The sequence below is a fragment of the Thermoanaerobacterales bacterium genome (genome assembly GCA_030019475.1).
In the GTDB taxonomy this organism is placed as follows: Bacteria; Bacillota; Desulfotomaculia; order Desulfotomaculales; family JASEER01; genus JASEER01.
In genome coordinates this window covers 1-11,204 of the sequence record JASEER010000052.1, presented here as the reverse complement: position 1 = coordinate 11,204, position 11,204 = coordinate 1, and the positions used below count along the sequence as shown (strand labels likewise).

At 65.1% G+C, this 11,204-nt stretch carries 15 protein-coding genes; all 15 read left to right on the top strand.

Features of this window, described 5'->3' with window-relative positions; genetic code table 11:
• Positions 1-254 (top strand): copper transporter (locus QMC81_10820; protein ID MDI6907959.1); only part of this gene is annotated, 254 nt, incomplete at its 5' end.
• Entirely contained in the window at positions 251-940 is a 690-nt protein-coding gene (locus tag QMC81_10815) for a glycosyltransferase family 2 protein (protein MDI6907958.1), read from the top strand. The genes QMC81_10820 and QMC81_10815, both read left to right, overlap by 4 nt.
• Positions 941-943: 3 nt before the next feature.
• Positions 944-1,780: a UDP-N-acetylmuramyl pentapeptide phosphotransferase gene (locus QMC81_10810; protein MDI6907957.1), complete on the top strand. Its 837-nt coding sequence runs from the start codon at positions 944-946 to the stop codon at positions 1,778-1,780.
• 7 nt (positions 1,781-1,787) lie between these two features.
• Positions 1,788-2,492, top strand: coding sequence for a hypothetical protein (locus QMC81_10805; protein ID MDI6907956.1), 705 nt, complete (start codon positions 1,788-1,790; stop codon positions 2,490-2,492).
• 62 nt (positions 2,493-2,554) lie between these two features.
• A complete protein-coding gene (locus QMC81_10800) occupies positions 2,555-2,800 on the top strand; it encodes a 4Fe-4S binding protein (GenBank protein MDI6907955.1) in 246 nt (81 codons plus the stop codon).
• Entirely contained in the window at positions 2,775-3,851 is a 1,077-nt protein-coding gene (locus QMC81_10795; GenBank protein ID MDI6907954.1) for a 3-methyl-2-oxobutanoate dehydrogenase subunit VorB, read from the top strand. Before QMC81_10800 ends, QMC81_10795 begins: the two co-directional genes overlap by 26 nt.
• Positions 3,832-4,602 (top strand): thiamine pyrophosphate-dependent enzyme, encoded by a 771-nt coding sequence (locus tag QMC81_10790; GenBank protein ID MDI6907953.1) that lies wholly within the window; start codon positions 3,832-3,834, stop codon positions 4,600-4,602. The genes QMC81_10795 and QMC81_10790 overlap by 20 nt, the downstream gene beginning before the upstream one ends.
• Entirely contained in the window at positions 4,596-5,162 is a 567-nt protein-coding gene (locus QMC81_10785) for a 2-oxoacid:acceptor oxidoreductase family protein (protein ID MDI6907952.1), read from the top strand. The genes QMC81_10790 and QMC81_10785 overlap by 7 nt, the downstream gene beginning before the upstream one ends.
• The gene (locus tag QMC81_10780) at positions 5,155-6,276 is read left to right on the top strand and encodes a M20/M25/M40 family metallo-hydrolase (GenBank protein ID MDI6907951.1); all 1,122 of its coding nucleotides are present in this window, start codon (positions 5,155-5,157) and stop codon (positions 6,274-6,276) included. Before QMC81_10785 ends, QMC81_10780 begins: the two co-directional genes overlap by 8 nt.
• A 35-nt stretch (positions 6,277-6,311) precedes the next feature.
• Entirely contained in the window at positions 6,312-7,187 is an 876-nt protein-coding gene (gene dapF, locus QMC81_10775) for a diaminopimelate epimerase (protein ID MDI6907950.1), read from the top strand.
• A 61-nt stretch (positions 7,188-7,248) separates the two neighbouring features.
• On the top strand, positions 7,249-8,427 hold the full coding sequence (locus QMC81_10770; protein ID MDI6907949.1) for an LL-diaminopimelate aminotransferase: 1,179 nt from the start codon (positions 7,249-7,251) through the stop codon (positions 8,425-8,427).
• An 82-nt stretch (positions 8,428-8,509) separates the two neighbouring features.
• Entirely contained in the window at positions 8,510-9,730 is a 1,221-nt protein-coding gene (locus QMC81_10765; GenBank protein ID MDI6907948.1) for a pyridoxal phosphate-dependent aminotransferase, read from the top strand.
• Positions 9,727-10,614 (top strand): YicC/YloC family endoribonuclease, encoded by an 888-nt coding sequence (locus tag QMC81_10760; protein MDI6907947.1) that lies wholly within the window; start codon positions 9,727-9,729, stop codon positions 10,612-10,614. The genes QMC81_10765 and QMC81_10760 overlap by 4 nt, the downstream gene beginning before the upstream one ends.
• Before the next feature lie 30 nt (positions 10,615-10,644).
• Positions 10,645-10,917 (top strand): DUF370 domain-containing protein, encoded by a 273-nt coding sequence (locus tag QMC81_10755; protein ID MDI6907946.1) that lies wholly within the window; start codon positions 10,645-10,647, stop codon positions 10,915-10,917.
• 7 nt (positions 10,918-10,924) lie between these two features.
• On the top strand, positions 10,925-11,204 hold a 280-nt coding region (locus tag QMC81_10750), incomplete at its 3' end, for a guanylate kinase (protein ID MDI6907945.1).

The following is an 11,204-nucleotide window of genomic DNA, read 5'->3' as shown; positions in this document are numbered from 1 at the left end:
TGGACATACCCTTGCTCGATATCTTTGCCAAGAATAAAATCTCCGTATGCGGCGTGGAGGAAACATCCGTACCCTTCTCTTATATGAAAGACTACCAGCGCCGCTGCACGGCGACGGTGGACAATATCGACACCGTGGCCGGACAGTTCGCCCTGGTGGCGGCGATCGCCGGCCAGCCGGGAAACTACGGCGTCAAGGAAACGGCTGAGAGCCTGCTCCCCGGTTTCGCCACCGAGGAGGATGCCTCCCGTTGAAGGGGGTCAGTGTGATCATTCCGGCCTATAACGAGGCCGGGCGGATCGGGGAAACGATCCGCGCCGTACGCGGCATAGCAGAGGTGGAGGAGATCCTGGTGGTTGATGATGCCTCCAGCGATCAAACGACGGCCGAAGCGTCTGCCGCAGGGGCGCGGGTGGTGCGGCAGGATTTCAATCAGGGAAAGGGAGCCGCCCTCTCCAGGGGTATCCGAGAGGCCCGGGGGGATATCCTGGTGCTGCTTGACGCCGACCTCGGCGCCAGCGCGGCGGAGGCGCGCAAGCTTATCCTGCCGATCCTGGCGGGGAAGGCCGATCTTACGGTGGCCCGGTTTCCCCGCGCCCGGCGGAAGGGCGGGTTCGGGCTGGTGAAGGGCCTGGCCCGCCGGGGCATACGGTACTTCACCGGCCTGGAGATGGAAAGCCCCATTTCGGGGCAGCGCGCCCTGCGCAAGAATGTCGCGCCTTCGATTCTGCCCCTTGCCCCGGGTTTCGGCGCCGAGGTGGCGATGACCATCGCCGCCGCGCGGGCGGGCCTGCGCGTGCGGGAGGTTCCCACGAACATGACGCACCGGGAGACCGGACGTGACTTGGCCGGTTTTTGGCACCGGGGGCGACAGTTCGCGGATATCGCCCGGACATTCTGGCATTGTTACCGCCGTTACGGCCCAAGAGGTGAAAGGTAAGGCGTGTTTATCGCCCTCTTCTTCATACTGGGTTTTATCACCGCGCTGATCATCTTGCCCATGCTTAAAGAGATGGCGGCCGCAGCTGGCTTTGTCCGGCAAAACTACCAGGGCCGGGCCATTCCCTTAGGGGTCGGCCTTGTATTTTTTTTGGCGCCGACACTGGTTTTCTCGGTGACTTACCTGTTGGTGGACGCCGCGCGCTTCCGGTCCGACCTGATGGTCTTTCTCCTGGTAACGGGAGGCATGGCCCTCCTGGGCTTTATCGACGACGTGTTCGGCTCGCGTGCGACATCCGGCCTTAAGGGCCATTTCGGACGCCTCCTGCGGGGGGAGCTGACCACCGGCGCGCTAAAGGCGCTGGGGGGGGTGGTGATCGCCTTCCTGGCCAGCGTCAGCACCGCGCCTGCGCGCGAGGTCATCGTGAACACCCTGCTTATCGCCCTGGCCGCCAACACGCTGAACCTGTTGGACTTGCGGCCGGGCCGGGCCGGCAAGGCCTACCTCCTTGCGGCCGGTTTGCTGGCGGTGGCGGGTTGGGGCGATCCCCGGCTGTTCTTCCTGGCCACCGTGACCGGCTGTCTTTTGGCCTACCTCCCGCTGGACCTGCGGGCCAGGGCAATGATGGGAGACGCGGGGTCGAACGTTCTCGGAGTCACTCTGGGCCTGTCGGCGGTCTGGTTGCTGGACCTGCCGACCCGCGGGATCATCGTTCTGGTCTTGCTCGGGCTTCATTTATTAACGGAACGCTATTCCCTGAGCGTTATCATCGAACGGAACCGCTTACTCCGTTTTCTCGACCGTTTGGGAAGAAACCGGGAGGAATTCAGCCGAAGGTAACGAAGCCATGCTAGACAAGCCGCGTGTTCCTGGATTAAAGCGTATCAATATCTTCGTTGGGAACCTCGGCAGCGGCAAGACCGAGGTGGCCGTCAACACCGCCTTGTCGCTTGTCGGCCCACGAACGGTGGCCCTGGTGGACCTGGACATTGTCAACCCTTACTTCCGTACCCGTCTGGCCCGGGAACGCCTGGAAAGGCCGGGCCTCCAGGTGATCTGTCCGCCGCCGGAGATGGTCCAGGCCGATATCCCTGTTCTGATGCCGGCCATCCTCGGGGTCCTGACGGGGGGAGACCGCTGGGGCGTCTTTGACGTGGGCGGGGATGATGTTGGGGCGACGGTCCTGGGCTGCTACCGCGAGTACCTTCTCCCTGATGAACACGCCGTCTTTTTTGTGGTTAACCCCTACCGGCCTTACACGCGTACGGTACCGGATATCCTGCGGATGGTCGCCGCGGTGGAGCGGGCGTCGCGGGTGCGGGTCAGTTGCCTGGTGAACAACGCCAACCTGGGTCCGGCCACCGACGCCCGCACTCTGTGGGAAGGACGGCAGGTGGTCGATGCGGCGGCCGGCGCCCTTGGCCGGCCGGTAGCCTTCGCGGCGGCGCGGGCCGACCTCGCCCCGGCGGTGACGGAAGTTTTGGATGTGCCGGTGCTTCCCTTGACGCTGTACATGCGTCCGCCGTGGGAGAGTTGGGAGCACGGGGATTGAGCAACCGGTTTTGGGAAACCGGAGATCAGGGTTGGATGTAACCTAAAGGGAGAGGAAAGACATTGGCCCGCGTAACATTTGACGAGGAACGCTGCAAGGGGTGTGGAATCTGCGTCAAGTTCTGCCCCCGGGGGATCATCGTCCTGGCCGAGCACTTTAACAGTACGGGCTTCCATCCGGCCACGGTTTACGAACAGGAACGGTGCACGGGCTGCGCCGTTTGCGCCTGGATGTGCCCCGACGTGGTTATCGAGGTCGCCGTGGAGAGGGGGGAAGAAGTCGATGTCGAGAGTGTTAATGAAGGGTAACGAGGCCTTCGGAGAAGGGGCGATCCGGGCCGGCTGCCGCCACTTCTTCGGTTACCCGATCACGCCCCAGTCTGAACTCCCGCATTTTTTGGCACGGCGCCTCCCGGAGATCGGCGGCGTTTACCTGCAGGCGGAGAGCGAGGTGGCCGCGATCAACATGGTATACGGCGCAGCCGCGGCCGGGGCACGCGTGCTTACCTCCTCGTCCGGCCCCGGGATCAGCCTGATGCAGGAGGGCATATCGTACATGGCGGGCGCCGAACTGCCCTGCGTGATCGTCAACGTCATGCGCGGGGGCCCCGGCCTTGGAAACATTGCCCCCTCCCAGGGGGACTATTTCCAGGCCACGCGGGGCGGCGGGCACGGGGATTACCGGATGTCCGTTCTGGCCCCGGCCACCGTGCAGGAAATCATCGAGATGATGCAGGAGGCCTTCGACCTCGCCGACAGGTACCGCAACCCGGTGATGGTTGTCGGCGACGGGATCCTGGGGCAAATGATGGAGCCCGTCGAAATGGAAGAGGGGACCCTGCCGTCGCCGCCGCCGAAACCGTGGGCGACCGTCGGCCTGGGCGGCCGCACGCAGCCGAACATCATCAATTCACTTTACATCGTGCCCGAGGTGAACGAGGAACGGAACTGGGCCCTCGCGGCCAAGTATGACACGATGAAGGTCGCCGAACAGCGCTGGGAGGAGTACCGCCTCGAAGACGCCGAGACGGTCCTGGTGGCCTTCGGCACGGTGGCGCGCATCGCCAAGGCGGTCGTCGACCGGGCCCGGAAAGCGGGTATCGCCGCAGGCCTGATCCGCCCCATCACCCTGTGGCCCTTCCCGGAGAAGGCCTTTCTCCGGGCCGGAAGGGCCGAGCGGTTTCTGGTGGTAGAAATGAACCTGGGGCAGATGGTCGAGGATGTCCGCCTGACCGTCAACGGCGGTTTCCCGATTCACTTTTACGGCCGCCCGGGCGGGACGGTGCCCACGGTGCGCGAGGTCTTCGCCGAACTACAAAAGGTGATGGAGGTGTCGGCGGGTGGCCAGAACCATTTTTAAACGGCCGCAGGCGCTGACCGATAAGCCCTTCAGCTATTGCCCCGGTTGCACCCACGGCATCATCCACCGCCTGGTCGCGCAGGCTATTGATGAACTGGGGCTGCGCGAGAAGACGGTGGGGGTGTGTCCGGTGGGCTGCGCCGTCTTCGCCTACGACTTCTTCAACGTGGACATGATCCAAGCGGCCCACGGCCGCGCCCCGGCGGTGGCCACCGGCGTCAAGCGCGTCCTGCCGGACCGTTTCGTCTTCACCTACCAGGGGGATGGTGACCTGGCGGCCATCGGCACGGCCGAAATCGTCCACGCCGCCAGCCGCGGGGAAAGGATCAGCACTATCTTTGTCAATAACGCCGTGTTTGGGATGACCGGAGGGCAGATGGCGCCCACGACCATCCTCGGCCAGAAAACGACCACCACTCCTTTTGGCCGGAACAAGGAGACGGCCGGTTACCCCCTGCGGATGGCCGAGCTTTTGAGCACTGTGGAGGGAGCGGTCTACGTGGCCCGCGTTTCGGTACACAACCCGGGCAACGTACTCCGCGCGAAGCGGGCGATCAAGACGGCCTTTGAGGTCCAGCAACGGGGCCTGGGCTTCAGTCTGGTTGAAGTCCTCTCAACCTGCCCGACGAACTGGGGGCTTTCGCCGGTCGAGGCTCTCGCCTGGTTGGAGAAAAACATGCTCCCGGTTTACCCCCTGGGCGAGTTTAAGAAACCGGCGGAGTTCAGCGAGGGGGGTGAAACGGCGTGTTAGAGGAAATCCTGATCGCGGGGTTCGGCGGGCAGGGCATCCTGTCCACGGGCCAGCTGCTGGCCTACGCCGGGATGGAGGAGGGCAAGCACGTGGCGTGGATCCCCTCTTACGGGCCGGAAATGCGGGGCGGCACGGCAAACTGCGGGGTCACGGTATCCGATACCCCGATAAGCTCCCCCCTGGTCACGGAGCCGACCTGCCTGATAGTGATGAATCAGCCTTCACTTGAAGCTTTTGCGCCGAATGTTGTTTCGGGAGGACTGATTATTATTAACAGTTCCCTGGTCGAAAACCGCGTGGGCAGGCGTGACGTACGGGTGCTCGCGATCCCGGCCAATGAGATTGCCGAAGATCTGGGTTCGAGTCGCGTGGCCGCCAATGTTCTTCTCGGGGCCTGCATTGCGGTGACCGGCGTCGTCGTCCTGGAGTCGGCCGTGGCAGCCCTGGCCAAGGTCTTGCCCCCGCGGCGGCATAACCTGATCCCCGTCAACCGGAGCGCCCTGGAACGGGGAGCGGCCCTGGCCCGGGAACAGCTGGCGGGAGGTGTGGCCGTTGGTTAGCCGGGAACGGCTGGCCGAAAGCTTCCTGGAACTGGTGCGCATTGACAGCCTTTCGCGCCAGGAACGGGATATAGCCGATAACTTGAAGAGCCGCCTGCGGGAACTGGGCTGCACCGTCGAGGAAGACCAAACGGCGAGGGCCGTCAACGGCAACGCGGGAAACCTTATCGCCCGTCTGCCCGGTGAGGGGCAGGCCATTTTGCTCGGGGCCCATATGGACACGGTGGAGCCGGGGAGACGGGTCAGGCCCCGGGTGCGGGACGGGGTGGTGACCAGCGCCGGCGACACCATTCTTGGCGGTGATGATAAGGCGGGCATCGCCGCCATCCTGGAGGCCGTCCGGGTCATAAAGGCCGGGGGCGAAGCCCATCCGCCGCTGGAGATTGTGTTCACCGTGGCCGAGGAGGTCGGCCTCCTGGGAGCCAAACACCTGGAGTTCGGCCGCCTGCAGTCCCGGATGGGGTTTATCCTGGATAGCGAGGGGCCCCCGGGCCAGGTGATCGTCCGCGGGCCGTCACAGGACCGCTTGGTGGCGACCGTGATCGGGCGGGCCGCGCATGCCGGCATTTGCCCGGAGGAGGGGATCAACGCCATCCAGGCGGCGGCGCGGGGAATCGCCGGGCTGCGGCTGGGCCGGATCGACCCGGAAACAACGGCCAACATCGGGGTCATCCGGGGCGGCCAGGCGACGAACATCGTTCCCGACCGGGTGACGGTCGAGGGGGAGTCACGCAGCCTGGACGACGCCAAACGCGCGGCCATGACGCAGGAAATTCTCCAGGGCCTGGAAACCGCCGTCCGCGAAAGCGGGGCCGAAATACAGACCGAGGTGGAGACGCTGTACGAGTCCTTCCGTCTCCCGCCGGACGCTCCCGTGGTCACCCTGGCGCGGCGGGCTATGGAGCGGCTCGGCATAACCCCCCGCCTGGAGCAGAGCGGGGGAGGCAGCGACGCCAACGTCTTCAACGCCTCCGGCATCCCGACCGCCAACCTCTCCTGCGGCATGCAGCGGGTGCATTCCACGGCCGAGTTCCTGCGGCTGGACGACCTCGTGGCCAGCGCCAGGCTCGTGCTGGAGATTATCCGCCTGGGGGCGGCAAAAGGCCTGGACTGATGCAGGCAAGCGTGCCTTATCGAGGTGACCAAACGTTGTTTTTTATGAAGTGGCACGGGCTCGGCAACGACTTCGTGATCGTCGACGCCCGCCGGGACGGCCTGGCGGACGCGCCCGGGGAACTGGCCCGGGCGGTCTGCAACCGGCATTTCGGCATCGGCGCCGACGGCCTGGTGTTCATCCTTCCGGCGGCCGGCGCCGATGCCGAAATGCGCATTTTCAACAGCGACGGCAGCGAGGCCGAGATGTGCGGTAACGCCATCCGCTGTGTAGCCCGCTACCTCTTCGAGACGGGCGGCGCGCGTGAGCCGAGGCTGCGCATCGCAACCGGCGCCGGGGTGCTGGTTCCCGAGGTTATCCCCGCCGGCGGCGGTGAACCGGCCAGGGTGCGGGTGGACATGGGACCGCCCCGCCTCTCGCGGGACGACATACCGATGGCCGGCTCCCCTGGGCGGGCGGTTAACGAACCGCTGGCCGCGGGCGGGCGGACCTTCAACGTCACCGCCGTTTCGATGGGGAACCCGCACTGCGTGATCTTTGTTCCCGATCTCGACGCCGTGCCCTTGGAAACCCTGGGACCGGTCCTGGAGACGCACCCGGCCTTCCCGCGCAAGACCAACGTCGAGTTTGTGCAGCTTTTGAGCCCCGAGGCCGTCCGTGTCCGGGTCTGGGAACGCGGCGCCGGTCCGACCCTGGCCTGCGGCACCGGCGCCTGCGCCGTCGCCGTGGCGGCGAACCTGAACGGACTGACGGGGCGGCGGGTGAGCGTCCACCTCCCGGGCGGAGTCCTGGAGATCGAGTGGGCCGGGGACGGGCACGTCTATATGACCGGCCCGGCGGTTAAGGTATTTGAGGGGCGGTATTGCGGAGCCGCGGGAACGGCTCTTGGCAAAGGAGCATTTACCGCCTGAGCCCGATGTAAACGGTTGTTCCCGCCCGCCCGGAAGGAGTACAGTCAAGGAGGAACCGGTGTTGTTATTTAAGGAAGCGAAACGTGTTGAGAATCTCCCCCCGTACCTGTTTGCGCGGATCGAACAGTTGATCGATCAGAAGCGGCGGGAGGGGGTAGACGTCATCAGCCTGGGCATCGGCGATCCCGACCTGCCCACTCCCGGGCATATCGTCGCCGAGGCCCAGCGCCGTGTCGCCGACCCCGCTAACCACCAGTACCCGTCATCGGTAGGCCTGCGCGCCTACCGGGAGGCCGTCGCCGCCTGGTACGAGGACCGTTTCGGGGTGACCCTTGACCCGGCCACGGAGGTTGTCTCCCTTATCGGATCCAAGGAGGGCATCGCCCACCTTCCCTGGTGCTACCTGGACCCCGGTGACATCGCCCTGATCCCCGACCCGGGCTACCCGGTCTACAACCAGGGCACGATCCTCGCCGGGGGGGAACCCTATTATGTCCCCCTTCACCCCGAGGACGGGTTCCTGCCGGACCTTGCCGCCATCCCGCCGGAAGCGGCGCGGCGGGCGCGGATCATGTTTCTCAACTACCCCAACAACCCCACGGGCGCGGTGGCGAACCTGGATTTCTTCACGTCGGTCGTAGATTTCGCGCGCCGCTATGAGATCCTGGTCGCGCACGACCTGGCCTATTCCGAGATTTACTATGACAACGAACGTCCGCCCAGCCTCCTGCAGGTTCCGGGAGCGAAGGACGTGACCATAGAGTTCGGGTCCGTTTCCAAACCGTACAATATGACCGGCTGGCGTATCGGCTGGGCGGCCGGGAACGCCGGGGCGGTCGGCGCCCTCGGGCGGCTGAAGACCAATCTGGATTCGGGGGCCTTCCAGGCCGTGCAATACGCGGCCATCGCCGCGCTGCGGGGACCGCAGGAAGGAACCGCCGACCTGCGGGGGATTTACCAGGCGCGGCGGGACCTTGTGGTGGGGACCTTGAACGACCTCGGCTGGCGCCTGGCGACGCCCGGGGCGACCTTCTACATCTGGGCGCCCGTTCCGGCCGGGCACACGTCGGCCTCGTTTGCCGAGGAAGTCCTGGAGAAGACCGGGGTGGTGATCACTCCCGGTCCGGGTTACGGGACGCGTGGCGAGGGCTGGTTCCGCCTTTCGTTGACCGTCCCCGACGCCCGGCTGCAGGAGGCCATGCGCCGCCTGCGGGAGAGGCTGGGGCCGGTGAGGTTCTAACCGGTAAGGTTCTAAAAAGAACCGGGCGATGTCCCGGTCTTGGAACGATGATGGCGGACTAAAGAAAGGAAGGAATCATCCGATGCCACTTTCCGCACGCGCCCTTGGGATCGCCCCCTCCCCTACTCTGGCGATCGACGCCCGGGCCAAGGAAATGACGGAGCAGGGCGCCGACGTCATCAACTTCGGCGTGGGCGAGCCTGATTTTGACACGCCCGCGCACATCCGCGAGGCGGCCTGCCGGGCGATCGAACAGGGCCAGACGCGGTACACCCCCGTCGGGGGCACCGCGGCTCTCAAGCGGGCCATCGTGGGGAAGCTTGAACGGGAAAACGGCCTGGAGTACGATCCGGCGGAGATCGTGGTCTCCGTCGGGGCGAAGCATTCCCTTTACAACGCCATCCAGGTCCTCTGCCAGGAAGGGGACGAGGTGATCCTTCCCGTCCCTTACTGGGTCAGCTACCTGGAGCAGGTAAAGCTGGCCGGGGCTACGCCGCGGCTCGTGCCCACCCGGATGGAAGACGGCTTCAAGCTTACGCCGGCCGCGCTGCGCGAGGCTCTCGGGCCTCAGACGCGCATCCTGATATTGAACAGCCCATCCAACCCGACGGGCGCGGTCTACGGCCGGGACGAACTGGCCGCCCTGGCGGAGATCGTTCTTCAGGCACCCAATCTTCACGTTATTGCCGACGAGATTTACGAAAAGCTGATCTTTGATGGGCTGGAACACGTGAGCCTGGCCTCGCTGGCCCCGGAGATCAAGGCCCGGACGGTGGTCATCAACGGCGTCTCGAAGGCCTACGCCATGACCGGCTGGCGCATCGGGTACGCCGCCGCGCCGCGGGATGTGGCCAAGGCGATGACCGCCCTGCAGAGCCACAGCACCTCAAACCCAGCATCCATGGCCCAGGCCGCTGCGGCGGCCGCGCTCGAGGGGCCGCAGGAGCCGGTACGGGAGATGGTGGAGGAGTTCGCCCGGCGGCGGGAATACATCCTGGACCGCCTGGCCGGAATACCCGGCGTATCGTGCCCGCGTCCGGGCGGAGCGTTCTACGCTTTCCCGAGCGTGCGGGGGCTGCTCGGGCGCAGCTTCCGGGGGCGGACGCTTAACAACGCCACCGACCTGGCGGCCGTCCTGCTGGAGGCCGCCGGCGTAGCCGTGGTGCCGGGGGTGGCGTTCGGCGATGACACGTTTATACGCCTGTCCTATGCCACCTCGATGGAGCGCATCCGGGAGGGTATGGACCGTCTCGCGGCGGTGGCAGGGGAGATTACAGGGTTAGCTCTCAGAAGTGGTAGGTGATAGATCTGCTGCAAAGCATGACGGGGTATGGCCGCGGGGAGGCGGAGGAACCATATCGGAAATTTACCGTTGAACTGAAAGCGGTCAACCATCGCTTCAGCGAGGTCGTGGTCCGGCTGCCTCGTTCCATGATGGCCCTGGAGGACCGTATCCGCCGCGTGGTTCTGGAGCACATCTCCCGGGGGCGGGTGGATGTTTTCCTCAACGTGGATGAGGGAGAAGGACGGCCGATTGCGGTAAAAGTTGACAAGGACCTGGCATTGGCTTATTATAAGGCAATGAAGGACCTACAGGGCGATTTGGGGCTCTCGGGAGTGATTTCGCTTGATCATCTGATCGCCATGCCCCAAATCTTTCTCCCGGACGAGCCGAAGGCCGAACCCGAGGAGTGGTGGCCCGCCATCGAGCAGGCTTTACGCCAGGCCTGCGGCGGCCTGGTGGTGATGCGGCGGGAGGAGGGCGCTGTCCTCGCTTCCGACCTGGATGCCCGCCTGGCGGAGATGGAGGATATGGCCGCTCGGATTAAGGAACGCGTTCCAGAGGTTGCGGCCGCCTATCGCGAGCGACTGGAACAGCGCCTGCAGGAACTGGCCGGGGATTTGACGATAGACCCCGCGAGGCTGGCGCAGGAGGTCGCCTTCTTCGCCGAGAGGGCCGACATCACCGAGGAACTGGTGCGCCTGGCCAGCCACCTGCGCCAGGCGAGGGACTGCCTGGCGGCCGAGGGCCCGGTCGGGCGGCGCCTTGATTTTCTCGCGCAGGAGATGTTTCGCGAGGTTAACACGATCGGTTCCAAGGCCCAGGACGAGGCCATCGCCAAGCTGGTGGTGGAACTGAAGATCCAGTTGGAAAAGGTGCGCGAGCAGGTACAGAACGTGGAGTAGGCTGGATGAGCTAAAAAAGGAGGGACTCAGGTGGATATCAGACTGATCAACATCGGGTTCGGGAACATCGTTTCGGCTAACCGGATTGTGGCCATTGTCAGCCCGGAATCGGCACCCATCAAGCGCATTATTACCGAGGCCCGTGACCGGGGGATGCTGATTGACGCGACCTACGGCCGGCGGACCCGTGCGGTGATCATCACCGATTCGGACCATGTCATCCTTTCCGCCGTGCAGCCCGAGACCGTGGCCCACCGGTTGACAAGTAAGCTTGAACAGATCCGCGAGGGCGAAGAGGGTTAAGTAACAAGTGCCGGGGCTTCTTGTCGTTATTTCCGGTCCGTCGGGGGCGGGGAAGGGCACTGTTTGCCGCCTTTTGTGTGAACGTTCTCCGCGTGCCCTGCTGTCGGTTTCGGCGACCACCCGCCCGCCGCGGGCGGGAGAGGTCGAAGGAAAACACTATTATTTTAAGTCCGAGACGGAATTTGCGGCCATGGTGTCCCGGGGCGAACTCCTGGAGTGGGCCAGAGTGTACAGTTACTGCTATGGCACACCCCGGCCCCCCGTCGCAAAGACTCCTCGACGGGGGG

Bases quoted from the DNA above. Each gene is read 5' to 3' on its own strand.
- QMC81_10795 (MDI6907954.1), top strand. From the start codon at position 2,775: ATGTCGAGAGTGTTAATGAAGGGTAACGAGGCCTTCGGAGAAGGGGCG.
- QMC81_10805 (MDI6907956.1), top strand. From the start codon at position 1,788: ATGCTAGACAAGCCGCGTGTTCCTGGATTAAAGCGTATCAATATCTTC.
- QMC81_10765 (MDI6907948.1), top strand. From the start codon at position 8,510: ATGCCACTTTCCGCACGCGCCCTTGGGATCGCCCCCTCCCCTACTCTG.